The 25,642-nt window shown below is 60.1% G+C and carries 31 protein-coding genes; 30 read left to right on the top strand and 1 reads right to left on the bottom strand.

Annotation, left to right across the window (positions count from 1 at the left end):
* Nucleotides 1-2: 2 nt before the first annotated feature.
* The gene (locus V6Z53_RS11935; protein WP_338585699.1) at nucleotides 3-650 is read right to left on the bottom strand and encodes a S24 family peptidase; all 648 of its coding nucleotides are present in this window, start codon (nucleotides 648-650) and stop codon (nucleotides 3-5) included.
* A gap of 98 nt (nucleotides 651-748) precedes the next feature.
* On the opposite strand from V6Z53_RS11935, the gene V6Z53_RS11940 reads away from it, so the two are divergent.
* The 30 genes from V6Z53_RS11940 (at nucleotide 749) to V6Z53_RS12085 (ending at nucleotide 25,628) form a co-directional block, all read left to right on the top strand.
* Nucleotides 749-982, top strand: a complete 234-nt coding sequence (locus V6Z53_RS11940; protein WP_338585700.1) for a hypothetical protein — start codon at nucleotides 749-751, stop codon at nucleotides 980-982.
* Between the two features lie 334 nt (nucleotides 983-1,316).
* Complete coding sequence (locus V6Z53_RS11945; protein ID WP_338585701.1) at nucleotides 1,317-1,835, top strand: phage regulatory CII family protein; 519 nt, start codon at nucleotides 1,317-1,319, stop codon at nucleotides 1,833-1,835.
* Entirely contained in the window at nucleotides 1,828-2,055 is a 228-nt protein-coding gene (locus V6Z53_RS11950) for a TraR/DksA family transcriptional regulator (RefSeq protein ID WP_338585702.1), read from the top strand. Before V6Z53_RS11945 ends, V6Z53_RS11950 begins: the two co-directional genes overlap by 8 nt.
* Entirely contained in the window at nucleotides 2,045-4,261 is a 2,217-nt protein-coding gene (locus V6Z53_RS11955; RefSeq protein ID WP_338585703.1) for a VapE domain-containing protein, read from the top strand. The genes V6Z53_RS11950 and V6Z53_RS11955 overlap by 11 nt, the downstream gene beginning before the upstream one ends.
* On the top strand, nucleotides 4,254-4,619 hold the full coding sequence (locus tag V6Z53_RS11960; RefSeq protein ID WP_338585704.1) for a hypothetical protein: 366 nt from the start codon (nucleotides 4,254-4,256) through the stop codon (nucleotides 4,617-4,619). The genes V6Z53_RS11955 and V6Z53_RS11960 overlap by 8 nt, the downstream gene beginning before the upstream one ends.
* A 527-nt stretch (nucleotides 4,620-5,146) precedes the next feature.
* The gene (locus V6Z53_RS11965; protein ID WP_338585705.1) at nucleotides 5,147-5,491 is read left to right on the top strand and encodes a phage holin family protein; all 345 of its coding nucleotides are present in this window, start codon (nucleotides 5,147-5,149) and stop codon (nucleotides 5,489-5,491) included.
* A gap of 168 nt (nucleotides 5,492-5,659) precedes the next feature.
* On the top strand, nucleotides 5,660-6,262 hold the full coding sequence (locus tag V6Z53_RS11970; protein WP_338585706.1) for a terminase small subunit: 603 nt from the start codon (nucleotides 5,660-5,662) through the stop codon (nucleotides 6,260-6,262).
* A gap of 4 nt (nucleotides 6,263-6,266) precedes the next feature.
* The gene (locus tag V6Z53_RS11975) at nucleotides 6,267-8,279 is read left to right on the top strand and encodes a phage terminase large subunit family protein (protein WP_338585707.1); all 2,013 of its coding nucleotides are present in this window, start codon (nucleotides 6,267-6,269) and stop codon (nucleotides 8,277-8,279) included.
* A 1-nt stretch (nucleotide 8,280) separates the two neighbouring features.
* Entirely contained in the window at nucleotides 8,281-8,487 is a 207-nt protein-coding gene (locus tag V6Z53_RS11980) for a hypothetical protein (RefSeq protein WP_338585708.1), read from the top strand.
* Complete coding sequence (locus tag V6Z53_RS11985; protein ID WP_338585709.1) at nucleotides 8,487-9,965, top strand: phage portal protein; 1,479 nt, start codon at nucleotides 8,487-8,489, stop codon at nucleotides 9,963-9,965. The genes V6Z53_RS11980 and V6Z53_RS11985 overlap by 1 nt, the downstream gene beginning before the upstream one ends.
* Nucleotides 9,962-11,116 (top strand): head maturation protease, ClpP-related, encoded by a 1,155-nt coding sequence (locus tag V6Z53_RS11990; protein WP_338585710.1) that lies wholly within the window; start codon nucleotides 9,962-9,964, stop codon nucleotides 11,114-11,116. Before V6Z53_RS11985 ends, V6Z53_RS11990 begins: the two co-directional genes overlap by 4 nt.
* Nucleotides 11,113-11,457 (top strand): head decoration protein, encoded by a 345-nt coding sequence (locus V6Z53_RS11995; protein ID WP_338585711.1) that lies wholly within the window; start codon nucleotides 11,113-11,115, stop codon nucleotides 11,455-11,457. The genes V6Z53_RS11990 and V6Z53_RS11995 overlap by 4 nt, the downstream gene beginning before the upstream one ends.
* Before the next feature lie 60 nt (nucleotides 11,458-11,517).
* Nucleotides 11,518-12,513, top strand: a complete 996-nt coding sequence (locus V6Z53_RS12000) for a major capsid protein (protein WP_074877060.1) — start codon at nucleotides 11,518-11,520, stop codon at nucleotides 12,511-12,513.
* A 2-nt stretch (nucleotides 12,514-12,515) separates the two neighbouring features.
* Nucleotides 12,516-12,836, top strand: a complete 321-nt coding sequence (locus tag V6Z53_RS12005; protein ID WP_338585712.1) for a hypothetical protein — start codon at nucleotides 12,516-12,518, stop codon at nucleotides 12,834-12,836.
* The gene (locus V6Z53_RS12010; protein ID WP_338585713.1) at nucleotides 12,833-13,498 is read left to right on the top strand and encodes a hypothetical protein; all 666 of its coding nucleotides are present in this window, start codon (nucleotides 12,833-12,835) and stop codon (nucleotides 13,496-13,498) included. Before V6Z53_RS12005 ends, V6Z53_RS12010 begins: the two co-directional genes overlap by 4 nt.
* The gene (locus V6Z53_RS12015) at nucleotides 13,491-14,000 is read left to right on the top strand and encodes a hypothetical protein (protein WP_338585714.1); all 510 of its coding nucleotides are present in this window, start codon (nucleotides 13,491-13,493) and stop codon (nucleotides 13,998-14,000) included. Before V6Z53_RS12010 ends, V6Z53_RS12015 begins: the two co-directional genes overlap by 8 nt.
* Nucleotides 13,997-14,590 carry a phage baseplate assembly protein V gene (locus tag V6Z53_RS12020; protein ID WP_338585715.1) on the top strand — a complete coding sequence of 198 codons (594 nt, stop codon included), beginning with the start codon at nucleotides 13,997-13,999 and terminating at the stop codon, nucleotides 14,588-14,590. The genes V6Z53_RS12015 and V6Z53_RS12020 overlap by 4 nt, the downstream gene beginning before the upstream one ends.
* Nucleotides 14,591-14,642: 52 nt before the next feature.
* Nucleotides 14,643-14,858 carry a hypothetical protein gene (locus tag V6Z53_RS12025; protein WP_338585716.1) on the top strand — a complete coding sequence of 72 codons (216 nt, stop codon included), beginning with the start codon at nucleotides 14,643-14,645 and terminating at the stop codon, nucleotides 14,856-14,858.
* Between the two features lie 5 nt (nucleotides 14,859-14,863).
* Nucleotides 14,864-15,190, top strand: coding sequence for a GPW/gp25 family protein (locus tag V6Z53_RS12030; protein WP_338585717.1), 327 nt, complete (start codon nucleotides 14,864-14,866; stop codon nucleotides 15,188-15,190).
* A complete protein-coding gene (locus tag V6Z53_RS12035; protein WP_338585718.1) occupies nucleotides 15,187-16,077 on the top strand; it encodes a baseplate J/gp47 family protein in 891 nt (296 codons plus the stop codon). The genes V6Z53_RS12030 and V6Z53_RS12035 overlap by 4 nt, the downstream gene beginning before the upstream one ends.
* A complete protein-coding gene (locus tag V6Z53_RS12040) occupies nucleotides 16,074-16,682 on the top strand; it encodes a phage tail protein I (RefSeq protein ID WP_338585719.1) in 609 nt (202 codons plus the stop codon). Before V6Z53_RS12035 ends, V6Z53_RS12040 begins: the two co-directional genes overlap by 4 nt.
* A complete protein-coding gene (locus V6Z53_RS12045) occupies nucleotides 16,675-18,297 on the top strand; it encodes a phage tail protein (protein WP_338585720.1) in 1,623 nt (540 codons plus the stop codon). Before V6Z53_RS12040 ends, V6Z53_RS12045 begins: the two co-directional genes overlap by 8 nt.
* Before the next feature lie 9 nt (nucleotides 18,298-18,306).
* Complete coding sequence (locus V6Z53_RS12050) at nucleotides 18,307-18,738, top strand: phage tail assembly chaperone (RefSeq protein ID WP_338585721.1); 432 nt, start codon at nucleotides 18,307-18,309, stop codon at nucleotides 18,736-18,738.
* Nucleotides 18,739-18,839: 101 nt separating this feature from the next.
* On the top strand, nucleotides 18,840-20,003 hold the full coding sequence (locus tag V6Z53_RS12055) for a phage tail sheath family protein (RefSeq protein ID WP_338585723.1): 1,164 nt from the start codon (nucleotides 18,840-18,842) through the stop codon (nucleotides 20,001-20,003).
* Between the two features lie 12 nt (nucleotides 20,004-20,015).
* Entirely contained in the window at nucleotides 20,016-20,519 is a 504-nt protein-coding gene (locus tag V6Z53_RS12060; protein ID WP_338585724.1) for a phage major tail tube protein, read from the top strand.
* A 12-nt stretch (nucleotides 20,520-20,531) separates the two neighbouring features.
* Nucleotides 20,532-20,837 carry a phage tail assembly protein gene (locus V6Z53_RS12065; protein WP_338585725.1) on the top strand — a complete coding sequence of 102 codons (306 nt, stop codon included), beginning with the start codon at nucleotides 20,532-20,534 and terminating at the stop codon, nucleotides 20,835-20,837.
* A 151-nt stretch (nucleotides 20,838-20,988) separates the two neighbouring features.
* Nucleotides 20,989-23,460 carry a phage tail tape measure protein gene (locus V6Z53_RS12070; protein WP_338585726.1) on the top strand — a complete coding sequence of 824 codons (2,472 nt, stop codon included), beginning with the start codon at nucleotides 20,989-20,991 and terminating at the stop codon, nucleotides 23,458-23,460.
* A 12-nt stretch (nucleotides 23,461-23,472) separates the two neighbouring features.
* Entirely contained in the window at nucleotides 23,473-24,318 is an 846-nt protein-coding gene (locus tag V6Z53_RS12075) for a phage tail protein (protein ID WP_338585727.1), read from the top strand.
* Nucleotides 24,293-24,499 carry a tail protein X gene (locus tag V6Z53_RS12080; RefSeq protein ID WP_338585728.1) on the top strand — a complete coding sequence of 69 codons (207 nt, stop codon included), beginning with the start codon at nucleotides 24,293-24,295 and terminating at the stop codon, nucleotides 24,497-24,499. Before V6Z53_RS12075 ends, V6Z53_RS12080 begins: the two co-directional genes overlap by 26 nt.
* A gap of 82 nt (nucleotides 24,500-24,581) precedes the next feature.
* Nucleotides 24,582-25,628, top strand: a complete 1,047-nt coding sequence (locus tag V6Z53_RS12085; protein WP_338585730.1) for a contractile injection system protein, VgrG/Pvc8 family — start codon at nucleotides 24,582-24,584, stop codon at nucleotides 25,626-25,628.
* The last annotated feature ends 14 nt before the right edge of the window (nucleotides 25,629-25,642 follow it).

Raw genomic sequence — 25,642 nt, forward strand, 5'->3', positions numbered from 1 at the left:
TGTTAAAGATCAGAAATTTTCCATCGGGCTCTTCCGCAGATTGTCCACTCTTCGGACATTCGTATGATTCTTTCGGGCCAGTCGGGGTTAATGGCGAACAAGTATTGTTCGTTACCCTCTTGTTTGAGCTGTTTAAGTGTTGCAGCTTGATCGCTTGAGCGCTTAGCTGCAACAAAGTGACCAGGTAGCGCGTCTAGAGATGGGTCAATAACTATCTTGTCTCCCTCGATAAATTTTGGCTCCATGCTGATCCCTTCGACTCGAAGAATAAATGCTCGTGGACCGACTGGTCCTGGTGCATCAATCCATTCCTCCGCTTCTATTGAGTCGAAACTTCCTTTTGATTCGCACCAAGCGCCTGCAGCAATTGATCCAATGACTGGCAGCTTACGTCCAGTGTGGCTGAGCATAGTGGCATTGTTGAACTCATTAAGCCCATAAGGCATATCGAGGTATCCACTGTAGAGGTCCAGCGCTTTCTCGATTTCCCTAGCAATTTGATCGCCTATCCCCTTCGTTGGGTTCTTACCCCCGAACGCACTGACCTGGGCAGGAGCTTTGCCTAGCATATCGGCGAGATCAGTCAGCCGTAGCTTTCGGTCAGCTATGACTCTTCGAAAATTTTGTAATCTGGTATCTGAGATTTTCATTCTGTGATTCTTGCGCGATTAACCCTTCAGGTGAATGTCCTTCTTGGTATTGCAAAAAATAACCTATGAGGTTATTTTTGTTGCTGGAGGTACATACCATGAAGCTGCGCGAATACATTCACCAAATGGAACCTAAGGCTGTCTCTGCCTATGCCGCACGCTGCAGGATTTCCACAAGCTATTTGCGACTGCACATCAAATATGCGAGCAAAGACCCTAGCGTTTCGTTGATCAAGTCTTTGGCACGGGAAAGTGAAGGCCGCGTTTCGCTTGCAGAAGTTTTGGAGCACTTCGGTGTCATTGACTCGAGTCAGACTGTTAACGCTGCATAAGTAGATAGAAAAAAGGCGGCCCAAGGGCCGCCCAGTTCCTCCCGGCACGCACCACCACAGCGCTGTCGGGACGCGATAAAGATAGGCGGGCACACCACATGCGAACCGTCGACCTTTACCGCGCTTTCCAAGGCACGGATGCCTTGGTGTTGCTGCCTTTTCCACCACAGATTGGGCAGCTGTTGCGCCAGAGGCGAACGACGGATCGTTTGCCTCGGCACGGTGCCGGTGTCGATCCTGAAGATCTAGCCGGCGTTTGGGCCCTTTCAAGCCACGCGGCAAATGTATCACCACTGCATGTCGCGCGGCACTGGCAACCTTAAGGATTAATGCCATGAGCCGAATCGCTCTGAGTTCTGTTGAACGAGCGCAGCGGGAAATTCTGCCGCTCGATTTAGCGCTTTACCATGCTGCGCGGGACTACCCCGGCGGCGCCGCTGCAATTGCCGCCACCACCGGCAGAAACGCCACCACGCTGCAGCACAAGCTGTCTCCCACCCATCCCAGCCATACGGTGAACATTCAGGAGTTCGGCGAGATCCTGGAGCTGACCAAGGACCGCCGCATTCTGGATGCTGTACACGCGTTGGTCGGGGATACGACCTGGCAGGAGTTGGCCGAGGCGTACACCAACGACATGCCTGAAACGTTGACCACTGGCATTGCTGAGTATTTTCGACAGGTCGCTGATTTGGCGGATACCTGGGCCAAGAGTATTGGCGACGGTGTGGTGACGGACCAAGAACTGGCCGCGATTCGCCTGCAGGTATTTCGCGGTATTCAAGGTTTGCTGGGGATGTTCAACCGCGCCACTTACGTCAACCAGACGACGCGGGGTGTTGAACGTGGCTGACATTGCAGATTTTGCTAATGACCTGGTGCAGGAACGACTTGATCAGGCACTTGCTGCGCGAAATGCCGCCAAGCCCGCTGCGGCGGCGCATTCTTTCCTTTTCTGCGAGGATTGCGGAGATCCTATCCCTGAAGCACGTCGACTCGCACTACCGGGCTGCACTCTGTGTGTGATCTGCCGGTCCATCGACGAATCGCGGGAGGCCCGCCATGCTCGATGAGGTTTTGGGGCAATTCGCAGACTATGGGCTTGAGCCTGAGCAGCCGCTGATTTTTGGCAAGTTGACCCGCTGCAAAACCACTCAGGACAAGGGCAAGGAAAAGAACGGTTGGTACGTTGTCCACGAGCATCGCACCGAGAAAAATGAAACGCTGATCTTCGGCAGCTTCGGTGACTGGCGTTCGGGCGAATCGCAAAAGATCAAGGTGAAAGCCGGGCGCATGAGTCCGGAAGAACGCGAAGTTATGCGTGCCCGTCAAGAAGAAGCCAAGCGTAAGGCCGCAGAGATCGCAGCCAACGCTGCACGGCGAGCGGCCAATCGTGCAGCCGGCCTGTTCAAACGTATGCCGGAAAAGGGCAAGAGCGCCTACCTGGATCGAAAACAGATTGTTGGATTCAAGGTTCGCTATGCGCCACGTACCGGCGCATTTTTGGTGCCTATGTGCAACGTGCGGGATCAGATCGTTGGCTTGCAGGTGATCTTCCCAGCAAAGCAAGAAGACACTGGCCGCGACAAAGCCTACTGGCCCTACGGCATGTCGAAAGAGGGCGCTTTCCATTTGATTGGCCCTCACCCGGAACCGGGCGAACCGGTGCTGGTATGTGAGGGATATGCCACGGGCGCTAGCCTGCACATGGCGACATCGCTCACCGTTGCTATTGCCTTTGACGCGGGCAACTTGCTGCCGGTCTCCAAGGCAATGCGCGAGCGATTTCCTGGCTGCCCGCTGATCCTCTGTCGGGATGATGACTGGAAAACCAAGCGTCCGAATAACGAGCCCTGGAACCCGGGTGAGGAAAAGGCCAACAACGCCGCGTTGATCGTCGGGGGCCAGGTGGTCGCGCCAGTCTTTTCGGGTGACCGCGAAATCAAGTGGACCGACTTCAACGACCTGCATATTGCCGAAGGCTTGGAGGCTGTCCGTCGCCAAGTATTGGCGGTGGTCAAACCTCCTGCAGCGGGTGGCTGGAAAGATCAATTGGCTCGCACTGAAAACGGCTCCCTGATCGCGCATATGCAGAACGTCGAGCTGATCCTGGGCAACGACGAACGCTGGGCCGGTGTCATCGGTTACAGCGTGTTCAGCTCCAAAATCGTCAAGCTGCGGTCCGCACCTTTTGGTGGCGGCGCTGGCGACTGGGCTGACATTGATGACATGCGGGTGATGAAGTGGCTCGCGCAGCAATACAACCTGCGGGTCAAGGCGTCCCATGTGATCGAGGCGGTCAGTGTGGTTGCTCACGACCATGCTTTTCACCCGGTGCGTGAATACCTGGAGAAGCTGGAATGGGATCGCGTACCTCGGCTGGAATCCTGGTTGACCGAAATACTGGGGGTTCAGGCCAGCGAGTACTCGGCCAAAGTTGGTAAGCGCTGGCCGATCTCGGCGGTGGCTCGGGTGATGCGCCCTGGTTGCAAGGCTGACTCGGTGATGATCCTCGAAGGTGGGCAGGGTGAGGGTAAGTCCACCGCCATGGGCATCCTTGGTGGCGAGTGGTTTATGGACACGCCTTTTGCCCTCGGCGACAAGGACAGCTTCCAGGCGATTCGTGGCAAATGGATCGTCGAACTGGGGGAGCTGGACAGCTTTAACAAGGCCGAAAGCACCAAGGCCAAACAGTTCTTCTCCGCGTCTACCGACACTTACCGTGAGAGCTACGGCCGCAGAACGAATGACGTGCCACGCCAGTGTGTATTCGTCGGTACCACCAACCAAGAGGAATACCTCAAGGACGCCACGGGTAACCGGCGGTATTGGCCGGTGTTCTGCAACAAGGTCGATCTGGAAAAGCTGCGTGAGATCCGCGACCAGTTGTGGGCAGAGGCGGTGTTCTGCTTCGAGGCCGGCGATATCTGGTGGGTGACGAAAGACGAATCCTGGATGTTCGCCGAAGCACAGGATGAGCGCTTCGTTGTGGACGAGTGGGAAGGGCCGATCCTGACCTGGCTGGAGGAGTCGCAGATAGGCGAAACCGCCACCGGTAACGAAATTCTGACTCAGGCGCTCAAGTTGGATGTCGGCCATTGGGGCAAGCCGGAGCAGATGCGAGTCGGTGCGATCATGCATCGATTGGGCTGGCGAAAGAAGCGCATGCCGGCTTTGGCAAAGAGCGGTATCCGGCAGTGGGCCTATCAGAAGCCTGGGACTTGGGGGCGTGCGTCTGTATTGCAGCCGACCCTGGTAGAGGAGCCGTGCTTTGATTAAACGCATTGATGAGATGCTCAAGCTCTGGGCGCAGGATCTGCATTCGCCGATGACTGAAACCTACGGCGGATCGACTGGCGGCAACATGATCGCCATGTTGATGGAGTGCAAAGGCGAGTTGATACGTGGTACTCGCGGCAGTCGGGTGCTTTTGGATGAATCGGCGGATATCGAACTGATCGTGAACAAGCATCTGCCGGCGCAGCTGTCGGTGGTGGTGTGGGAGCACTACTGCAACCACGAAAGCTTCCTGTCGCAGAAGTACACCCACTGCGGTTGCAGCCGCGATACCTACTACCAGCGTCTGCACGAAGCGCACCTGCACATTGCTGGCATGTTGATGGGGAAAGCTGCGTGACCCCCTGGTATCACTCCGCGTGCCTCTGTCCTACTGTCCGGCCTTGTCCGACTGCCATTTAGAGCAGTCGGACAAGTGCAGGCCGCGCCGTTGCTGGGCTGTCCTACTGTCCAACCTTTGCCCGCCCCATGCACACGTGAGCATAGCGGGCACGTAGTCGCGCCGATGGCGCGCACGCGTGCTTTTAGTTTTCTCTCTATACACAAGAGAAAGTTAAATAAGGTAGGACAGTAGGGCAGCGCCCCGAATTTAGGCGCCTGTAGCTGTCCTACTTCGACTCTGCATGGTGGGAAAGGTAGGACGGGGCACCAGAAGCAATAGCCGATTGAATGCGTTGTACCTCTGTTGTACCTGCGTCACACCCACGTTGCACCCGTATTGCTCCATGGCATTAAAACTCACTTGCTGCCACCGGAATCCACCTGTAAAAAGTACCCATCTTCGATAGGTGCGACCGCAGAGAGCGGCAGGTACCACACACCAAACCCGGCCATTGCGCCGGGTTTTTGCATTTATGGAGTAGGGCGATGACGAACGAGCAACAAGCACTGGCAGAGATGCCGATCTGGTTAGTGATCGTCCTGGCTCTGGTCGGCGGTGTGTCCGGTGAGATGTGGCGAGCCGACAAGGACGGGGCGCGGGGCTGGGCATTGTTGCGGCGCCTGGCACTGCGATCTGGTGCCTGCATTGTCTGCGGCGTGTCGGCGATGATGCTGATGATCGCCGCCGGCATGTCGATCTGGACGGCGGGCGCGTTGGGTTGCCTGACGGCGATGGCCGGCGCCGATGTTGCCATCGGCCTTTACGAACGTTGGGCCGCCAAGCGGCTGGGCGTCTGCGAAGTACCACCTGCCAGCGGCGAGCAGGGGTGACGAATCGCGCCGGGGGCGCCGAAAACTGCCGGGGACCCTGGGGTTATCCAAGGGGTACGGGGTCGGAAACCCGCGGGAAGTTGTTAGCGGCAGGGTCACCAGCTTATTGAAATTCAATCCATTGAAATTGAAAGGTTTCCATTGAAAAGCCGTTGAAAAGGAGGGCTTATGACAGAACCAATGTACCTGTCTAAAAGCGCCTTCGCGGCTCGAATCGGCAGGGCGCCCAGTTACATCACCTGGTTGAAAAACAACAACCGATTGGTGCTCACCGCTGACGGTAAACAGGTCGATGTCACGGCCAGCGAAGCATTGATTCGCGACACCGCTGACCCGAGCAAGGCCGCTGTCGCCGATCGCCATCACCAAGACCGGCTTCAGCGTGACGTTTACAGCCAGCTCGCCAGCCACGTCGAGCCGACTTCAACGGCTGCGCCGCCGCCCGCAATTATGCCTGCGGGGCAGTTGCCCGATTTTCAGAAGGCCCGGGCCCTGCGCGAACACAACCTGGCCCAGCTTGCCGAGATCGAGTTGCACAAAGCAAAGGGCTCGCTGGTCGCCCTGGCAACAGTCAAAACCGGTGCCTACAACGCCGGCCGCATGCTGCGCGACCAACTGCTTGGCATGCCTCCCCAGCTCGCTCCCGAGCTGGCGTCTATGACCGACCCTTGGGAAATCGAAAAGCATCTGACGGCGGCGATTCGTCGCTCCCTGGAAGACGCTGAACGCATGTCGTCGGCGGACCTTGAACACGCACTGACCACGAGTTAAGCCTATGTCCACGGAATTTCCTGACGGTGCAGAGGTGTATCGCGAGGAGTATTTCCGTGGGCTACGGCCCGACCCGGATGTCTGGATCGATCAGTGGGCCGACGAGTACATGCGGATCCCGCGTGACACCGGCGCCGCTGAGCCCGGCAAGTACCGCACCTCGCGCACGCCGTATGCCCGCGAGCCCATGCGTTGCCTGTCGCCGGCGCACCCTTGCAAACGCGTGGTCACCATGGTGGCCTCGCAGCTGATGAAAACGCAGATTGCCTTGAACTGGATTGGCGGCCTGATCCACATGGCGCCGTCCAACATCCTGACATTGTTGCCCAGTCTTGGCCTGGCCAAGCGGGTCTCGTCGCGGATCAGCAAGACGATCAAGGCCACGCCTGTACTGCGTGAGCGAGTAGCGTCCAGCCGATCCCGGGATTCGCGCAACACCATGGACACCAAGGAATTCGAAGGCGGTTCGCTGTACGTCACGACTGCCGGCTCGGCGGCCAACCTGGCCGAGCTCTCGGCGCGCTACGTGTATGGCGATGAGATCGATCGCTGGGAAGTGGACATCGGTGAAGAGGGTGACCCGATTGAACTGGCCGAAACCCGAGGCAGTACTTTTGGGCGCAACGCGAAGTTCTACTTTTCCAGCTCGCCGACCATCAAGGGCGCCTCACGGATCAACGATCTGTTCGACGGCAGCGACCAGCGTTACTACTACGTGCCGTGCCCGAGCTGTGGTCACATGCAGACCCTTGAATGGGAGCGCCTGCATTACTCGAAAGATTACAGCGTGGTGCATTACCAGTGCGCCGGCCCCGACTGCGACGTTCTGATAGAGGAATATCACAAGGGTGAAATGCTCGCACAGGGTGAATGGCGTGCCCATGCGGAAGGCGACGGTGAGACGATTGGCTTTCACCTCAACGCGCTCTATTCGCCGCTCGGCTGGATGGACTGGAAGTCGCTGGCCAAGCAATTCGAGAAGGCGAAAAAAGCGCAGGCGAAGGGCGATCTTGAACCGATGCAGGTGTTCTACAACACCCGTCTGGCCAAGGTTTGGGACGCAGCTCAAGAGCAAACCAAAGCCGATGTGCTGAGGCAGCGGGCGCGACTGGAAGACTTCACCCTCGGTTCGCTGCCAGCGGCCGTGTTGATGATCACAGGCTCCGTCGACGTCCAGGCCAACCGCCTGGAATTCATGGCGGTGGGTTGGGGCGTCGGCATGGAACGTTGGGTCGTCGACTATCAGATCGTTTCGGGCGATCCCGCTGACGAGCGCACCTGGGCGGCACTGGACGAATTGCTCAAAGCCAAATATCGCCATCCGTGTGGCGTGGGCTTGGGGATTCTCGCCGTCGCGGTCGACTCCGGTGGCCACCACACCGACGAGGTTTACCAGTTCTGCCGCGTGCGGCGCTGGCGCAATGTGTTCGCCATCAAGGGCGCGAGCAAACCGGGCAAGCCGGTGATCGCTCAGCGTCCTTCCATGGTCGACGTAACCTGGAAAGGCCAGACCGAACGCAATGGCGCCGAGCTTTGGTTCGTCGGTACCGACACGGCCAAGGACTGGATTTACAACCGCTATCCGTTCGACACAGGGCCAGGTGCACTGCACTTTGCCAATGACCTGCCCGACGATTTCTTCGACCAGTGCGTCGCGGAACGCAAGGTTGCGCGCTACATCCGTGGTCACAAGCGTATCGAATGGGTCAAGGGAAAAGCCGAACGAAACGAAGCCTTGGACCTGATGGTGTACTGCCTGGCCATGGCGCATTACCTCGGGCTCAACCGTTACAAGGAACACGACTGGGAGCGGGTGCGGCAGTCCTTGGCGCAGTCGGGTCTGTTCGACGACGCCTTGGGCATCAAACCGGTTCAAGGTGAACGCGTCACCGCTGTGAAAACACCAGCTGCTGCTCAACCGGCACCGCAATCCACTGTTGCGGTCGTGCAACCGCGACCGGCAGCACCACCCCCTCAACGCCGCAGCTCCACCAGCGGTTACCTGAAGAGACGCTGATATGTCCTTTACCCAAAAGCACCTCGACGCGGTTGAGGCGGCCATCGCTCGCGGTGAAAAAGTCGTTCGTTACACCGACCGCACCGTGGAATACCGAACCGTCGACGAACTGCTCAAGGCACGCGAGGAAATTCGCGCCTCGTTGATCAGTGCAGCCGGGCCACGCTCTCGGGTGGTTCGGTTGTACCACGGAGGCAAAGGACTCTAATGGCCCGCTATCCGACGCTCACCCGTAACGGATTCGTGTTGCCGTCGAACATCAAAGCCAGTTACGAAGGCGCCGGGGAGGGCCGACGTTCCACTGGCTGGGATGCTCCCGACAACGGAATCAACAGCATCAACACCCCGGCGTTGCGCAACCTGCGATCGCGTTCACGGGCAGCGGTTCGCAACGACCCCTATGCCTACAACGTAATCGACAAACGCGTCAGTAACCTGATCGGCACTGGTATCACGCCAAGGCCAAAAACCGACGACGAAGCCCTGCGCAAATTGCTGCAGGAACTCTGGGACGATTGGGTCGACGAGTCGGACGCCGATGAGCGCACCGACTTCAACGGCCAGCAGGCGTTGGTCGCGCGCACAGTGGAAACCTCGGGCGAATGTTTTATTCGGCTGCGCCCGCGTGGCCTGGACGAAGGTCTCGCGGTGCCGTTGCAGTTGCAGATCCTGGCCCCCGAGTTTGTCCCACACGACAAGTTCGAAACCACTCGCGACGGCAACTTCATCCGCGCCGGGATCGAATTCACCCCGGGTGGCAAGCGCGTGGCGTACTGGATGTACCTCTCGCACCCGCGTGATGCTTCTTCGCTGAATGCCGGTTACAACCAACTGGTGCGCGTGCCGGCCGCGCAGGTGCTGCATATTTTCGAACCGGTCGAGCCAGGTCAGTTGCGTGGCGTGCCGCGTTTGTCGCCGGTGTTGAAGCGCCTGCGCAGCCTCGACAACTACGACGATGCAGTGTTGTTTCGCCAGGAAGTCGCCAACCTGTTCGCCGGGTTTATCAGTCGACCGGCACCGGATTCCGGCCCCACGCCGAGGGATCCTGTCACCGGCCAACCGTTGAGCCTGGATCGCGACGGCTTCACGCCGATGGTGGCGCTGGAGCCCGGCACTATGCAGGAGCTCGGGCCGGGTGAAGAGGTAGAGTTCTCCAAACCGCCGGATGCGGGTAACAACTACCCCGACTTCATGCGACAGCAACTGATGGCAGCTGCTGCCGGTACCGGCACACCGTACGAGATCCTTACCGGCGACATGCGCGAGGTCAACGACCGGGCGCTGCGGGTGGTGCTCAACGAGTTCCGGCGTCGGTTGGAGCAACTGCAATTCGGCGTCTACGTGCATCAGCTTTGCCGACCGGTCCGTGCGGCCTGGATGGACATGGCAGTGTTATCGGGTGTTCTGGTGTTAGAGGACTACGCGCAACGGCGCCGTGAATACCTGCGCACACGTTGGGTCCCGCAAGGCTGGGCCTACATCCAGCCGGTACAGGACGTCCAGGCCCGGCGGATGGAAGTACAAGCCGGTTTCGCCTCGCGCAGTGAGATGGTCCTGCGCACCGGCTACGACGCGGAAACGGTCGACGCGGAAAACGCCGCCGATCTGGTCCGGGCCACCACCCTCGGCCTCAATTACACCACCCTCGACGCTTTCGTCCCGATCGACGACAAGGAGCAACCATGAGCAAGAAAACGCGACCGCGCGTTTACAACCGGGCGGGCAAGCGCGTGCCGGTGCAAGACAAAACCTGGTACGCGGTACACGCGAGCGGTGAAGCCGCCGAGCGGGTGATCGAAGTGTTCGTTTACGGCGAGATCGGTGGCTGGGGTATCACCGCCAATCAGTTTGTGCAGGATCTGCGCGCCATGGACGACGGCGTCTCGCCGGTGATTGCCGCCTTCAACAGCATCGGCGGCGACCTGTTCGACGGCCTGGCCATGCACAACGCGTTGTCGCGTTTGGGCGAGCGTTGCACTGGCCGTGTGGATGCTTTGGCCGCCAGTGCTGCCAGCGTGGCGGTGTGTGGGGCTCACCGGGTGGTGATTGCCTCCAACGCCATGCTGATGATTCACAACCCCTGGACTTACGCGGCAGGGGATGCCGAAGACTTCCGCAAGGTGGCCGATGTCCTGGATCAAACCATGGAGGCGATCATCGCGGCCTACAAGGCCAAGGCACCAGACATTGATGAGGTTGAGTTGCGGCGCCTGGTGGCCAATGAAACCTGGCTCACCGCCAATGAGGCGGTGGCCTTGGGGCTGGCGGACGAAGTGGGTGAAGGCGTCACGGTTAAGGCCTGCGTCGGCCAAGGCGCCGTGTTGCAGCGTTATCAGCACGCACCGGCCGAACTACTGGCCCAGCTCGACGAACCGCCAGAGCCTGATCCGGACTTGGAACCGGATGATCCGCCGCTGACGCCTCCCGTGGTCGACTCGACGAAGTTGGCCCTGATGATCACCCAGCGTTGTGCCGAATCGGGCATCAGCAATTTGGTTGAGCCACTGCTCAGCTCCACCAAACTCGAAAGCGAAGCCATCGTCCAGGCCGGTCTGACTCGGGCCAAAGCGGTGAACGATCTTTGCGTGGCTGCGCGGTTGCCCGAGTTCAGTGTCGAGTTCGTTGCCGCTGGCCTGGATGTCGCAGCGGTACGTGCGCGCCTGTTCGACAAGATCGTCGGCAGTGGCAAGGGTTTCGAAATCGACAACAGCTTGCCGCTGGACGATGACCCGGCACTGAAGGTACAGGCCAAAAAAATCGATCAACCTTCCATCTGGTCCGCACGCCAAGCTGCTCAGACCGGTAAATCCCAACCTGCTTCAGGAGTAAGACGATGACCATCCAACGTGAGCCAATGCATGCGGGCGAATTTCTCCTGTCTGAAGCGGCCGGTACAATTTCCCGCGAAGCGATCAACGTCGCCGCAGGCCCTGCACTGGAGCCTGGGCAGATCCTCGGTCTGGTCAGCCTGACCGGCGAGTTCGCCCCGTACAGCCCGACGGCCGAAGACGGCAGCGAAAACGCGATCGCCATCCTTTACGGCCCGCTCGGCGAATCGGATGTGGTGCGTCGGGGTCGTGCCGTGGTGCGTCTGGCTGAAGTCAGCGAAGCCCACCTCACGGGCCTGGACCCTGCTGCCGAGAAGGCGCTCGCCACCCACTTCCTGATCGTCCGCTAAGACGATCCCTGTTTTTCCAGCCCGCCGAGTGCGGGTTTTTTATTTTCTGGAGATTGCTTCATGGCTGATATTGAAATCTTTAACGATGACGCGTTTTCGGTCTCTTCGCTGACCGCCGCCATCAACGAACAGGAATACCTGCCGGGCCGCATTAGCAGCCTGGGTCTGTTCCAGGAAGAAGGCATCACCACCCTGACCGTGCAAATCGAAAAGGATGGCGACATCCTGGCTTTGGTACCAGCCGGTGAGCGCGGTACGTCTGGCCTGGTGGTCAGTGGCACGAAACGCAACCTGATTCCATTCAATACCGTGCACCTGCCGCAACGCTTTGCGATCAAGGCCGATGAGATTCAGGGTATCCGCGCGTTCGGAACGCGCTCCGAGTTGCAGGCGGTCCAGGACGTGGTGAATAAGCGCCTGGCCAAAGCGCGTCGGCAGCTGGATGCCACTCACGAATTTCAGCGTATGGGCGCGTTGAACGGACAGATTCTCGATGCCGACGGGTCGACGGTGCTGTTGGACATCTACAAAACCTTCGGCGTGACCCGCAAGAAAATGTCCATGGGGCTCGCCAATGCTGAGACCGAGCTGCGCGTCAAATGCGGTGAAGCGTTGGACCTGCAGGAAGATGCGCTGGGTAGCATCACCAGCAGTGGCTCGCGCGCCCTGTGTGGCAAAAACTTCTGGAACAAGCTGATCGTTCACAAGTCGGTGAAAGAGACCTTTCTCAACAGTCAGCAAGCCGCTGCGTTGCGCGGTGATGCCCGTGAAAGCTTCGAATTCGGTGGCATTGTCTGGGAGCGCTATCGCGGCAAAATCGCCGGCGTGACCTTCATCCATGACGACAAAGCGTTGCTGATTCCCGAAGGCGTACCGGACCTGTACATCTCGGTGTTTGCCCCGGCCGACTATATGGAAACGGTCAACACCGAGGGCGTGCCGTACTACAGCAAGATCGAGCCGATGCCGTTCAATAAAGGCATGGCTGGTGAAGCGCAGTCCAACCCGTTGCACCTCTGCACCCGGCCTCTGGCGCAGATTCTGCTGGAGCTCTGATCATGGGCTTTCGCGATCTGATCGCCGACATCGACGCGGTGGTGTTCGAAACCCTGGGCGACGGCGCGCGGATTGAGGGTCGCGAGGAGCCCGTGCTCGGCATGTTCTCGGCGCCTTGGCTGCAGCCAAAGATCGGCAAACTCAACACCGGCCTGCGTGAGCCTCGGTTCGAGATTCGCGTCAGCGATTCACAGGGGCTGGAGCAGGGCATGCTGGTAAGCATCGATCTGCCCGAGCTGGACGGTGGCGGCAACTACGACTTGCTGCAGCTCGAACCGAGCGGTGACGGTCTGGTCGCTTTGATCTTGAGGATGCGCGCATGAGTATCGGCAGCTTCTACAAACCCTCGGCCGACGGCGGGATGATCTCCATCCAGGCGTCGACCGCAGATCTGCAAGCCTTTGAAAACTTCGCCAGCCTGGTACCCAAAGCCGCCGCTTCGGCCCAGCGCCGAGCGATCAACAAAACGTTGGGCTGGCTGCGCACCCATATTGCCCGGGCGGTCAGTCGCCAGGAGCGGATCGCCGTCGCGGCAGTCCGTCAGCGTCTGCGGGCATACCCGGTCTCCGGCGGCGCAACCAGCGGCAAATTGTGGTTCGGTCTCAATGCCATCGAGTCCAGTCGCATTGGTCGTGCACGGCAGTCCGGCCGAGGTGTTTCGGTGGCGGGGCGGCGCTATCAGGGTGCCTTCCTCAAGCAGGTTTATGGCAACAAACCCGACATCTGGATTCGTACCGCGAGCAAGCATTTCAACGCCGACGATTACCCCGACAGCACCGTGTCAGGTGCTGCTGAAGCCAGCTCTGGCTGGGTGGCGGAAAACGGCAATCGCTTTCCGTTGGCAAAGGCCAAGGTGTCGCTGGAGCAAGCCCGGCCGCACTTTGACGAATGGATCAAAAAGGCCAATTCGCGCTTGCTGGAAATTCTGAAGCAAGAATTCAACTTTGAGCTGCAGAAGTACCTGAAGGGGACGGCGAATGCCTGATGAACCATTTAGCCTCGATCAGTTGTACAAGGCGATTGAACAACACCTGTTCAGCCAGTTACCCGGCATCAAAGCGGTCACGGCCTGGCCGAGCATCAAGGACCGCATCGCGTTGCCTGTTGTGTTCATCGAGATGGCCGAGATTGAACCGGGTAAGGATATTGGTACCGGTGAAACAACCCTGATTTGCCGTTTCGAAGCACGGATTATTGTTGATCCCATCCGCCCGCAACATTGCCAACAGGCCGCACAATTGGCGGCCCAACTGGCGGTATTGCTGCGCATGCAAAATTGGGGGCTCGCCGTCGAACCGGCCGAGTTTGTCCAGGCACTGCAGGACTGGACCAAACCGGAGCTCGATGGTTACACCGTCTGGCTGGTCGAATGGACGCACCAGATTTACCTGGGTGTTGAGGAGTGGCCGTGGCCAGATGAGCCGCCGGGCTCGCTGGTGTTCGATATCGAGCCCGGCGATGGCCCGGTGAGTCCGGAGGATCTATGAGCCACGCCCTGTCCGAACACGATCGGATGATTGCCGCCATGCTGATGCCGTGCGCGGTGGTCGGTGTGGATCTGCCAGCGGCGACGGTGCGCGTCTCCAATGGTGCATGGACCAGCGCCTGGGTGCGCTGGCACAGCCTGGCTGCTGGCAAGGCGCGGCACTGGCGGGTACCCAGCGTCGGCGAGCAAGGGGTGTTGTTCAACCCGAGCGGCCAGGCGGGTATGGGGACGTTTATCCCGGGGCTGTACGGCAACGCCGGGCCACCCCCTGATAACCGCGATCATGTCGAGGCCTGGCGCTTCGACGATGGCGGCTCCCTGGTCTACGACTGGGAAGCCAATAGCTACGCCATCACGCTGCCGACGGGGAAAGTAATCACCAAAGTGGGCGCGACCGAATCCATCACGACCGACACCAATATCACCGTGACGACGGCCAACATGAAGCTTGTCGCGGCCGTGGAAATTCAAGGGCCGTTACGCGTAACGGAAGGCGTTGAAATTGGCGGCACCTTGCACGCGGTGGGGAGCATCACCAGCGGCGCCGATATTCTCGCCACTGGCAATAGCGACAACCATCACACGCATTAACCCGCAATCATCCAGCCCGCCAAGTGCGGGCTATTTTATGCCCGGAGAAAACATGGCCAAGACCATCGACCAGCCTGCTGCCGAACAATCGCCGACGGCGGATCTGCTGCTTACTTTTCGCGACAAGGTGTACACCTCGCGCACCCTGATCATCCCCAAAAGCAAACGCACGCTGGCGGTGGCCAAGGGCTGCGTCGAGGTGTCGGCGTCCGATGAGCAGGCTGTGACCTACCTGAAAGCCAACGCTGAATTCCAGCCCGCGGAGTGACTTAGATGATCGGAATGGATCGCCACACCGGGCAGCCCATTTCCGGCATCGAGCATCTGCGACAGTCCATAGCCGACATCCTCGGCACGTCGCCGGGCGCCCGGCGGCAACGGCCGGACTATGGCAGCAAGCTGCGCGCCTATGTCGACCTGCCGGTTAACGAGGGTTGGAAAAGCTCCGTGCAAGCCGAGGCCGCCCGCGCGCTGATGGCTTGGGAGCCGCGGCTAAAACTGAAGAGCGTCCGCGTGTTGGCGGTGCTGGGTGGAAAGATCGATCTAAGCATTGCCGGCGACTACCTCGGCGACCGCTTTCTGGTAGAGGTGAGCGTATGAGTAGCATCGTGGATCTGTCGGAATTGCCGGCGCCGGATGTGCTGGAGCCGTTGGATTTTGAGGCGACATATGAGGAAGGGCTGGCCACCTTTCGCGGCTACATGGGCGACAACTGGAGCGCGCCGCTGGAGAGTGATCCGGTGGTGAAGCTGATCGAGGTCGGGGCCTATAACAAGGTGGGCAATCGGGCCCGGGTCAATGACGCCGCCAAGGCGCTGCTGTTGGCTCATGCCATCGGCCCGGATTTGGATCACCTGGGGGCCAACGTCAACCTGCCGCGGCTGGTGATCCAGGCCGAGGATCTGCTGGCCGTGCCGCCGGTGGCGAAGGTCATGGAGCTGGACGACCCTTACCGCGAGCGCATCCAGCTGGCCTTTGAGGGATTGACCACGGCCGGCCCGCGTAACAGCTACATCCTGCATGCGCGCAATGCCTCGGGCCTGGTCATGGATGCCTCGGCGGAAAGCCCATCGCCCGCGTGTGTAACGGTCACGGTGTTGAGTACCGAAGGCAAAGGCGCGGCCGGTCCCGAGCTGCTGGCGATCGTCACCGACGCATTGAATGACGATGATGTCAGGCCGGTGGGCGATCGGGTGACGGTGCAAAGCGCTGAGATTATCGACTATCGCATTGAAGCCATTTTGCACATGAGCAGCGCCGGGCCGGAGGGTGACGCTAGCCTGGCCGAAGCCAAAAAACGCCTGGGGTCCTGGGTCAATCCACGCAAGCGCTTGGGCGTCGAGGTGGCGCGCTCGGCGGTGGATGCGCAATTGCACGTTGCTGGCGTGTCCCGGGTTGAGCTGGTCGGGTGGGTTGATCTGGCTCCGACCAAGGCACAGGCGGCGTATTGCACCGAGTGGAGCGTGGTGCTGGCGGGGGCAACATGAGAAGCCTACTGCCGAGCAATAGCACGCCACTGGAGCGCGCCCTGGAGGCGTCGTTCTACGACAAAACCATTGTGCCGTTGCGCACCTTGTACAACGCCGATACTTGTCCGGTGCATTTGCTGCCCCACCTGGCTTGGGCCTGGTCGGTAGATCGTTGGGATTATCGTTGGTCGGAAGCGACCAAGCGCGCGGCCATCAAGGCGTCGTATTACATCCATGCCCACAAGGGCACGATCGGCGCCCTGCGTCGCGTGGTCGAGCCACTGGGCTACCTGATCGAAATCATCGAATGGTTCAACACGGTGCCCGAAGGCGAGCCGGGCACCTTTGCGCTGAAGGTTGGCGTGCTGGACACCGGGATCACCGAGGAAATGTATCAGGAGCTTGAGCGCCTGATCGACGACGCGAAACCTGTCAGCCGCAAGCTGACCGGGCTGGCGATCAGCCTGGAAACGCAAGGCCATTTGAATATCGCGGCCTGCCTCTATGAAGGCGACGAAATCGACGTATACCCGCCGGTGATGCGTGACATCGAGGTCACGGGCAGCTTTGCCGTGCTCGGCCGTGAACACACCATAGACACCCTGGACGTTTATTATGATTGACGCGAATTCGCAGTTTTTCGCCATCCTTACCAACGTGGGGCTGGCCAAACAGGCGAACGCCGACGCGCTCGGCATTCCCTGGAAGATCACCGATATGGGCCTGGGGGATGCCAACCTTGCCGGGGTGGCTGATCCACCTAACCCGGTCCCGTCTTCCACGCAAACCAAGCTAATCAATGAGTGGCGGCGCCGACCGCTGAATCAGCTCAAGATCGACCCAGCCAACCCGGCAATCATCATCGCCGAGCAGATTATCCCGGCCGATGAGGGCGGGCGCTGGATTCGTGAAATCGGTCTGTATGACGAGGCCGGCGATCTAGTGGCGGTGGCCAACTGCGCGCCGAGCTACAAGCCGCTGTTGTCGCAAGGCTCGGGCCGCACGCAAGTGGTGCGGATGAATTTCATCGTCAACAACGCCGGCAATATCACGCTGAAGATTGATCCGGCGGTGGTGCTGGCTTCACGCGCCTACGTCGATGCGGCCATTCTGGAAGTCCTGCCGGCGAACAAAACCGCCGGTGAGTTCACTCGGGTCAAGGTCAATAATCGCGGGGTGGTGGTGTCGGGGGATAACCCGAATACGTTGGCCGGAATGGGCATCAGTGACAGTTACACCAAGACCGAAATCGAGGCGATGATTGCCCAGGCCTCGGCGCTGCCGGTCGGGGCGCAAGTGTCTTTCCCGGTAAATAAGGTGCCGCCGGGCTTTCTGGAGCGTGACGGATCGGTCAAGAGCATCACAGCTTTTCCAGATTTGGCGACGTTCCTGGGCGGCGCGTTCAACCGTGGCGACGAGGGCGCGGGTAACTTCCGTCTGCCGGAGTCGCGCGGCGAATTCGAGCGGGGCTGGGACCATGGGCGCGGGGTGGATGCTGGGCGGGCGGTTGGTAGCGGGCAAAAGGGCAGCGTTCATTCGTTCGATATTGGTGGTGGAGTTGGCACTGTAGGGGATCGCTCCGGGGTTGTACCGATCACCGCGGCGAATGCTCGGGCCGATTTGGGTTACGACGCTGGTAGCGCTGCCGACTATCCATCAGGGCAGATGGTGACGCAATCCGCTGGTTTGACAAGCGTGCTAGTCGATACTGCGGAGGTCGCGTTTGGCGTGGGACGCCCGCGCAACGTTGCGGTTGTGATGTGTATCAAGGCTTGGAACGCGCCGATCAATCAAGGAAACATTGATATTGCGGCATTGGTCGTGCTGGCTTCACAAGCCACGGAAATTAATCAGGGCACAGCCAAGATCGCCACGCAGGCGCTGACCGATGCCGGCATGGATGACGCCACAATCGTGACGCCGAAGAAAATGCGCTTTGGTTTTCAGTTCATTAAGGGCGTAAACGGCGCCATCGTTCTGCCGACGTGGCTGGGTGGTTTTATCATCCAGTGGGGGACCACTCCCGATATTGCTAACTCAGCTTCGGGGACATTCAACTATACGATTCCCTTCCCTACGGCGGCTGTATGCGCTGGGGCGATCAGGCGCGGAACGGGTAATAACTCGGCGACGGTTGGAACGACCCTAAGCCAAATCTCGATCGGAAATCGGCCGCATTACACGCCGGATGTTTCTGGTACTGCCAATGCTTACTTTTTCTTTTGCTTCGGTTACTAAGGGGGCGCTGTGCGCAAATATCTGCTTGTGAATGACGCTAGTGAAGTTGTCGCGCAGTTGATCGAGGGTATACATGACATCCCTGAAAACGCGGTTTTGATTGATGGTGGTCGCTGGTATGAGGTGACGCAGGATATCGGCTGCACTTGGCTTTTGAGTGAGAGCGGGGAGCTATCCAAGCGGCCAAGGCTGGCGGTTGTGGACGATACTGCAGGGCTTGAGCGCGAATGGCGCAATCAGGTGCTGGCGGCCACCGAATGGCTGGTCACGCGGCATCGTGACGAGCAAGAGCTTGCCCGCGAAACTACGTTAACGACTGAGCAATATGCGCAGTTGCTCGCGTATCGCCAGGATCTGCGCGACTGGCCGCAAGCGCCCGAGTTTCCGGATGGCCAGCGGCGGCCGAACCCGCCGGCCTGGCTTGCTGAGCAAACCCAATAAACGCCCCGCACTGACGGGGCGTTTTCTTTTCCGTTATGCGTAACGCCAACACCCTCACGGCCTCGCTCTCGCGGGGCTTTTTCGTTTCTGGAGATCAATCTATGGCTGGCTTTTTTCACGGCGTCACTACGACGCTGATCGACACCGGCGCGCGCACCATTTCGTTGCCGTCGTCGTCGATCATTGGTCTGTGCGACACCTTCACCCCGGGCCTTCTGGCCACGGCCAAGGCCGGCGAATTGGTGCTGATTACGACTGAGCGCGAGGCCATTGCCGCGTTCGGCGCCGATTCGGCGATCACCCGGGCCTGTCAGGCGATCTATGTCCGCGCCAAAGCGGTGATCGTCGCCATCGGCGTGCCCAAGCTGGAAGACGAGGCGCTGCAAACCTCGGCCATCATCGGCGGCGTTCTCGCCAATGGCCAGCGTACCGGCCTGCAAGCGCTGCTGGACGGCAAGAGCAAACACAACGCCCAGCCGAAACTGTTGATCGCCCCGGGGCATTCCGCCACGCAAGCGGTGGCCACCGCCATGGATGCCCTGGCCGGCAAGTTACGCGCGATAGCCATTGTCGACGGCCCGAACACCACTGACGAGGAAGCGCTGGCCTACGCCGAAAACTTCGGCAGTAAGCGGGTGTATCTGGTCGATCCTGGCGTGCAGTACTGGGATACGGGCAAAAGTGAGACGGTCGACGCGCCAGGCTCGGCGTGGGTCGCTGGCCTGTTCGCCTGGACCGATGCCAATTACGGCTATTGGGCATCGCCGTCGAACAAAGAGTTTGTCGGCATCACCGGTACCAGTCGCCCGATCGAGTACCTGGATGGCGACGACACCTGTCGGGCCAACCTGCTGAACAACGCCAATATCACCACGATCATTCGTGACGGCGGGTATCGCCTGTGGGGCAACCGTACTTGCTCCGCTGATGCGAAGTGGGCGTTTGTCACCCGTGTGCGTACCTGCGACATCCTCATGGATGCGATCCAGGCCGGGCACAAGTGGGCGGTGGACCGCTCGATCACCAAGACCTACGTGCAAGACGTCACCGAAGGTCTGCAAGCGTTCATGCGCGATCAGAAAAACGCCGGCGCAGTGATCAATTTCGAAGTCTACGCGGACAAGGAAATGAACACGGCCAGCCAAATCGAGCAGGGCAAAATTTACTGGCGCATTCGCTTCACCGACGTGCCGCCGGCGGAAAACCCGAATTTCCTTATCGAAGTCACCAACGAGTGGCTGACCGAAGTTCTCGAAACAGCCTAAGGGGGCCGTTCAATGATTCCTCAAGTTCTGACCAACTGCGTCGCATTTATCGACGGCGTGAGCCTGTCCGGCGAAGTGCCAAGCCTGACTCTGCCGAAGTTGACGCAAAAGACCCTCGACTATCAGGGCGGCGGCATGTCGGCGCCGATTGAGTTCGCTGTCGGCATGGAAAAGCTGGAGTCCGCGTTTACCACCAACGGCGTGCGCCGCGAGACGCTGAAGTATTTGGGTCTGTCCGATCAGACCGCCTGCAATCTGGTGTTTCGCGGCGCGTACAAAGGCCTCAAGGGCGCGGTCACGCCGGTCGTCGTCACCATGCGTGGCGGTGTGAAAGAGGTCGACATGGGCGATTGGAAGCCGGGCGATCAGGCCGAAATCAAACACGCGGTGAAGCTCGTTTACTACAAGCTCGAAATCGACGGGCGTGTGATGTACGAAATCGATCCGCTCAACATGATTCAGCTGATCGACGGTGTTGATCAACTCGCTGCCGAACGCTCGGCCGTTGGCCTTTAAGGATAAAACCCCATGACCCTGATTGCTCAAACACTGCCGGCCTGGCTCGCTGTCACGGATGAAGGCGTTACCGTAACGCTGCGTTATCAGGCCAGCTTCAACGGCGTGCTGGTCGACAAGTTGACCATGCGCGCGCCCAGCGTGAAGGAATTCAACGCGGCGAAAATGATCGCCGCCGGCGACATGGAAAAGATGGAGCTGCACCTGTTTTGCTCCTTGCTTTCGGTCGCCGAGGCGGACCTGTTAGCGCTGAAACTCAAGGACTATAACCGCTTGCAGGCCGGCTATTTTCGCTTGGTCGAAGAGGACGACGTGTAACGCAACCACGCTCAAGATCGCGGCGAAACGCTTGGCCAAAGAGACGGGGTTCTCGGCGGCCGAGATCGAGGCCATGACTTTTGATCGGATGGTGTGGTGGCTCACGGATTGAGCCGCCTTCGATCAACTCGACGACGCATAGGGCACGCACATGGCGAACAAACTCGCGCTCGGTTTAGTCATTGGTGGGGCGGTCAGCTCCACCGTGGGCAACGCTTTTAAGGATGTCACCGGGCGCATCAAGAAACTGGAAGCCGAAGGCAACAAAGCCCGGGTGCTGGAGAAAACCATCGGCGACACCATCCGCTTGCGTGATGAGTGGCGTAAGGCGCACCTGGCCGGTGAGCAGGGAGCAGGCGCACTGCTGAAACGGCTTGAATCCAATCTCAGTAGCCTGAAAAAACAGGGTGTTGAAGTCCGCAATCTGACCAAGGCTTACACCAGCATGGGCGCCGTGGCGGCCAAGGCCGAACTGAAAGCCAAAGGTCACATGCAGCTCGATGAGGGCAAGCAGAACCTGAAAAGCAGCGTCGGCCAGGCCGCGGCGGCCACGCTGGCGATGGCGGTCCCGACCAAGGTCAGCGCAGATTATGGCGCGATCATTCGGGACATTGCGATCAAGTCCGGTATTGCCAACAAGCCGGAAGAGGCGCAGCTGTCCAAGACGATTATCGGCACCTCACGCGATACCGGCATGGCGCGCAATCAGGTGGCCGAGGTGGTCAATGCCCTGGTCGGTGCCGGCATGGAGCTGGACAAGGCGCTGCAATACGCCCCGACCGCGGCCAAGTTTGCCGTGGGCCAGGGTTCGGACGGCACCGAAACGGCGCGCATGATCAATGCCCTGGGGCAGAACGCCAAGATCACCGACCCGGCGCAGATGCAAAAGGCCCTGGAGGCGATCGCCTACCAAGGCCAGGCGGGCAGCTTTGAGGCGGCCGACATGGCCCGTTGGTTCCCCGAATTGCTCGCGGGCATGGGCAAGCTGGGCATCACCGGCATGGATTCGGTGTCGCAACTGGGCGCCATGCTTCAGGTGCAAATGAAGACCGCCGGCGGTTCCGATGAGGCGGCGAACAACCTCAAGAACTGGATGGAAAAAATCGGTTCGGGCGACACGGTCGAGGCCTATAAAAAAGCTGGGATCGACTATCAGGCGTCGATGAACACCGGCCTGCAAAATGGCAAGTCGACCTTGGAATCCAGCTTTGAATTGGCGCAGAAATACATTGCCGCGACCGATCCGAAGAAGGCCGCCGCGATGGCCGAAGCCACGGCCAAGATCAGCAAGGAAGCCGATCCGGAAAAGGCCAAGGCCATGATTGCGTCCCTGGAACAAGCCCTGCGCACCGGCGACCTGTTCGCCGACATGCAGGTCAAGGGCGCGCTGACGGCGTACATGCAGAACAAGGATCTGTACGACAAGCTGAAAAAAGATTCGGCCAATGCCAGCGGCATCTTGGATCGGAACCTGGAAGAGCGTCGCCAGTCCTCGGCGCAGAAATGGGCAGAAATGGCCCAGGGCATGGATGACGCCATGCGCGCGATCGGCGATGCCTTTCGCCCGGTGACGGATGCCGTGGCCGGTGGTTTGACCTACGTCGCCCAGGGACTGAGCAAACTGTCGGATGAATCGCCACGCTTGGTGACGGGGATCGGCGCGGCGGTAGCGGCGGTGATCGCTGCGCAAACCGCGTTTAGCAGCTTCAAAATCGCCAAGGGTTTGATGAACATCGGGCGCGGCTCGCTGATGGGCAATCCCAACATCCCGCAAAAGGTCATTGTGGTGGGTGGCGGCGGTGGTGGGGATGGCCTGGACGTCGGCGATCTGGACGAGGACGGCAAGCGCGACAAGAAAGGCAAGAAGGGTGGTAAGGGCGGTAAGGGCGGCCTGGCGTCGACGGCTGAAAAAGCCGCGGTTTCGACCGGTGGTCGTGCGCCCGGCGGTGGGCTCGGCGTCGGTAGCGTGGTGAAAGGGGCGACTGTGTTCGCCGTCGCTGAGGCCGGGTTGAAGGCCGTCGACACCTATCAAAACGCCGTCACGAAAGATGAAAAGGCCGAAGGGTACGGCGCCGCCGCGGGTGGGCTGGCGGGCACGCTGGGCGGTGCGGCGGCGGGGGCGGCCTTGGGTTCGCTGATTCTTCCGGTCGTCGGCACGGCGATTGGTGGATTGATCGGCGGCGCCCTGGGCAGCATGGGCGGCGATGCCTTGGGCGGGTTCTTGGGTAAGACGATGTTTGGCGGCGACGATCCCCAAAAGACTATGCCGGTGGCCGGGCCGCTGATGATGGCCAATGCCGGCAAGGACATTCCACCGGTACTGGGCAACATAGCGCAGTCGTTCGCCAAGCCTGGCGATGCGGCGCAGGCCATGATGTTGCCGCCGGCCAGTGCCGACGCGGCGGCGAAGTTGGCCGCACCCTCGCCGGCCAAGGCCGAGGCCGCGGGCATCAAGGTCGATTCCAAGGTGGATATTCAGGCGCCGTTTACCTTGACCGTGCAGGGCGAAGTCAAAGACGGCGCGCAGTTGTATGCGCAGATAAAGCCGTATCTGGACCAACACCAGCGCGAATTTGCCCAGCAACTGGAAAGCCGCAAGTTGTACGACACGCCGAATATTTAACGCGGAGGGCTTATGCCTGCATTGGACCAATTACAGTCGGGGCTGAAATACCTGGCCTCGGCGGGGGAAACCGGACGGCGCAGCCTGGACGGCATGCTGGGGCCGATGAATGGCGCGATCAGCGAAATCACCGGTGCCGCGTCCGAGCTGGAGGATCTGCCCTTTGTCGGCCCGGTGGTCGGCGCCAAGCTTCAGCGGGTCATGCGCGGGGTGAATGCCGCGCAGGCCAAAGTCGGCGCGGTGGTGGCCACCTACAACAAGGCCACCCGGGCACTGTCGGGGATGGACGAACGCCTGGGTACGCTCAAGGAACAGGCCGGGAAAGCAGCGACGGCGATTAACAAGATTGCCGGCAAGGCCAGCCCGGCGTTGGCCAACATCGTGCCCACGGGCGCCTTTGCCACCGATCAGACGCCGGCGCCGGAGGCGGTTAAGCCGTTTCCGCACCTGCTGATCATCCAGCCGCAAGACCCCAAGGCGCCGCCGTATTTCTTCAATCTCGACACGGCCGCCTTTGATGAGTTGCGCCGCTCGACTGAATTCCGTTGGGCCTCGCAAGAGCGCCTATCACGGCGTCCGGCCCAGCAAGCGGTCGGCATGGGCGACGAGAAAATCACCCTCAAGGGCGCGATCATTCCCGGCCTCAAGGGCGGCTTGAAACAGCTCGACACGCTGCGCACGCTCGGCGCCCAGCTTCAGCCGCTGACCCTGACCACTGGTTATGGCGACGTGCTGGGCACCTGGTGCCTGAAAAGTCTTGACGAAGAGCAAAGCGCGCTGATGCAGGGCGGCATCCCACGTAAACAAGGGTTCACATTGGAGTTTGTGCGCTATGGCGACGACATGCAGAACGTCTGACGGGGACCTGTTGGACACGATTTGTCATAACTTTTATGGCCATCTGGTCGGCAGCGTGGAGGCAGTCCTGAACGCCAATCAGGGCCTGGCCGATGAGGCGCAACCGTACCGCGCCGGCGTGCTAATCGTGCTGCCGGATCTGTCCAAGCCGATCGAAGAGCAGGTCACGCTCTGGGATTGATGGTCTACAATCGCCTCGCTTAATTTATTAAGCTCCTTACTTTCTGGCCCGCCTTGTGCGGGCTTTTTTTTGGAAAAAATCCATGACGCCTGTATTTCGCATCGTGGCCGACGGGGCCGATATCACCAGCCTGATCAATGATCGGCTGATTCAGCTTCGTACCACCGACAAGACCGGCATGGAGTCAGACGAGTTCGAGTTGCGCATTGACGACCGCGATGGCCTGGTGACGCTGCCGAGCCGTGGCGCGGGGATCGAGATCTACCTGGGCTACGCCGAGACGTCCCTGGCCCGCATGGGCCGTTACGTGGTGGACGAAATCACCGTGTCAGGTCCACCCGACACGATCGTGATTCAGGGCAAGGCCAGCGACATGCGCGGCACTGGCAAGACCATTCGCAGCGGTAGCTGGGAAAACGTGCCACTGTCGAAGATCGTCGCCGATATCGCCGCGCGTAACGGCTGGCAGCCGGTGTGCCCAGTGGCCACCAAGGTCGAGCGCGTTGATCAAATCAGCGAGTCCGACTTTAATTTCATCACGCGCCTGGCCAAGCAATACGACTGCACGGCGAAGGTCGCCGACGGCAAGTTGTTGGTGATGCCGCGCCAGGGTGGCGAGAGTGCAAGCGGCAAAGCCTTCGGGGTGATCACCCTCACGCGTAGCGACGTCAGCCGCTGGCAATTTCGCCTCGGCGATCGCAACGCGCACAGGTCGGTGGCCGCCACGCATCAGGACAAGAAGACCGGCCAGCTCGCCGTGGTGTCCTTGGACAACGACGACGTGCCGGACGGCCTGCCGGCGGTGCATACCGATCGACACATTCACCCGAACAAGACTGCCGCCGAGGCAGCGGCCAAGGCACGCCTGGCCGCGTTCAACCGCTCGACCGCCGGCGTACGGTTTGAAATGCCCGGGCGAACCGACATTTTTGCCGAGCGCTCAATCAATGCCCAGGGCTTCAAGGTCGGGCTCGATGGCGAGTACCTGGCCGACTCGGTAGAGCAGGTTTACACCCAAGCGGGCTGGTCGACCACAGTCGAGTGCAACGGCGGCAAAAAAGGTAAGGCCAAAGCCAAGGGCAAGAAAAAGAAAGCCGACAAACCGGTCAAGGTGGTCAGCCTGGCGTAACGCAACAAAACATT

The sequence above is a fragment of the Pseudomonas sp. MAG733B genome, from assembly GCF_036884845.1.
Taxonomy (GTDB): Bacteria; Pseudomonadota; Gammaproteobacteria; order Pseudomonadales; family Pseudomonadaceae; genus Aquipseudomonas.

Excerpts from the sequence above, each read along its gene's own strand:
- V6Z53_RS12060 (WP_338585724.1), top strand. The coding sequence starts at position 20,016 with ATGATTCCTCAAGTTCTGACCAACTGCGTCGCATTTATCGACGGCGTG.
- V6Z53_RS11965 (WP_338585705.1), top strand. The coding sequence starts at position 5,147 with ATGACGAACGAGCAACAAGCACTGGCAGAGATGCCGATCTGGTTAGTG.
- V6Z53_RS12040 (WP_338585719.1), top strand. The coding sequence starts at position 16,074 with ATGAGAAGCCTACTGCCGAGCAATAGCACGCCACTGGAGCGCGCCCTG.
- V6Z53_RS12085 (WP_338585730.1), top strand. The coding sequence starts at position 24,582 with ATGACGCCTGTATTTCGCATCGTGGCCGACGGGGCCGATATCACCAGC.
- V6Z53_RS12000 (WP_074877060.1), top strand. The coding sequence starts at position 11,518 with ATGGCTGATATTGAAATCTTTAACGATGACGCGTTTTCGGTCTCTTCG.
- V6Z53_RS11955 (WP_338585703.1), top strand. The coding sequence starts at position 2,045 with ATGCTCGATGAGGTTTTGGGGCAATTCGCAGACTATGGGCTTGAGCCT.
- V6Z53_RS12015 (WP_338585714.1), top strand. The coding sequence starts at position 13,491 with ATGCCTGATGAACCATTTAGCCTCGATCAGTTGTACAAGGCGATTGAA.
- V6Z53_RS11940 (WP_338585700.1), top strand. The coding sequence starts at position 749 with ATGAAGCTGCGCGAATACATTCACCAAATGGAACCTAAGGCTGTCTCT.
- V6Z53_RS12035 (WP_338585718.1), top strand. The coding sequence starts at position 15,187 with ATGAGTAGCATCGTGGATCTGTCGGAATTGCCGGCGCCGGATGTGCTG.
- V6Z53_RS11980 (WP_338585708.1), top strand. The coding sequence starts at position 8,281 with ATGTCCTTTACCCAAAAGCACCTCGACGCGGTTGAGGCGGCCATCGCT.
- V6Z53_RS12005 (WP_338585712.1), top strand. The coding sequence starts at position 12,516 with ATGGGCTTTCGCGATCTGATCGCCGACATCGACGCGGTGGTGTTCGAA.
- V6Z53_RS11995 (WP_338585711.1), top strand. The coding sequence starts at position 11,113 with ATGACCATCCAACGTGAGCCAATGCATGCGGGCGAATTTCTCCTGTCT.
- V6Z53_RS12065 (WP_338585725.1), top strand. The coding sequence starts at position 20,532 with ATGACCCTGATTGCTCAAACACTGCCGGCCTGGCTCGCTGTCACGGAT.
- V6Z53_RS12025 (WP_338585716.1), top strand. The coding sequence starts at position 14,643 with ATGGCCAAGACCATCGACCAGCCTGCTGCCGAACAATCGCCGACGGCG.
- V6Z53_RS12030 (WP_338585717.1), top strand. The coding sequence starts at position 14,864 with ATGATCGGAATGGATCGCCACACCGGGCAGCCCATTTCCGGCATCGAG.
- V6Z53_RS11945 (WP_338585701.1), top strand. The coding sequence starts at position 1,317 with ATGAGCCGAATCGCTCTGAGTTCTGTTGAACGAGCGCAGCGGGAAATT.
- V6Z53_RS12010 (WP_338585713.1), top strand. The coding sequence starts at position 12,833 with ATGAGTATCGGCAGCTTCTACAAACCCTCGGCCGACGGCGGGATGATC.
- V6Z53_RS12055 (WP_338585723.1), top strand. The coding sequence starts at position 18,840 with ATGGCTGGCTTTTTTCACGGCGTCACTACGACGCTGATCGACACCGGC.
- V6Z53_RS11970 (WP_338585706.1), top strand. The coding sequence starts at position 5,660 with ATGACAGAACCAATGTACCTGTCTAAAAGCGCCTTCGCGGCTCGAATC.
- V6Z53_RS12080 (WP_338585728.1), top strand. The coding sequence starts at position 24,293 with ATGGCGACGACATGCAGAACGTCTGACGGGGACCTGTTGGACACGATT.
- V6Z53_RS11990 (WP_338585710.1), top strand. The coding sequence starts at position 9,962 with ATGAGCAAGAAAACGCGACCGCGCGTTTACAACCGGGCGGGCAAGCGC.
- V6Z53_RS12075 (WP_338585727.1), top strand. The coding sequence starts at position 23,473 with ATGCCTGCATTGGACCAATTACAGTCGGGGCTGAAATACCTGGCCTCG.
- V6Z53_RS11975 (WP_338585707.1), top strand. The coding sequence starts at position 6,267 with ATGTCCACGGAATTTCCTGACGGTGCAGAGGTGTATCGCGAGGAGTAT.
- V6Z53_RS12045 (WP_338585720.1), top strand. The coding sequence starts at position 16,675 with ATGATTGACGCGAATTCGCAGTTTTTCGCCATCCTTACCAACGTGGGG.
- V6Z53_RS11935 (WP_338585699.1), bottom strand. The coding sequence starts at position 650 with ATGAAAATCTCAGATACCAGATTACAAAATTTTCGAAGAGTCATAGCT.
- V6Z53_RS12070 (WP_338585726.1), top strand. The coding sequence starts at position 20,989 with ATGGCGAACAAACTCGCGCTCGGTTTAGTCATTGGTGGGGCGGTCAGC.
- V6Z53_RS12020 (WP_338585715.1), top strand. The coding sequence starts at position 13,997 with ATGAGCCACGCCCTGTCCGAACACGATCGGATGATTGCCGCCATGCTG.
- V6Z53_RS11985 (WP_338585709.1), top strand. The coding sequence starts at position 8,487 with ATGGCCCGCTATCCGACGCTCACCCGTAACGGATTCGTGTTGCCGTCG.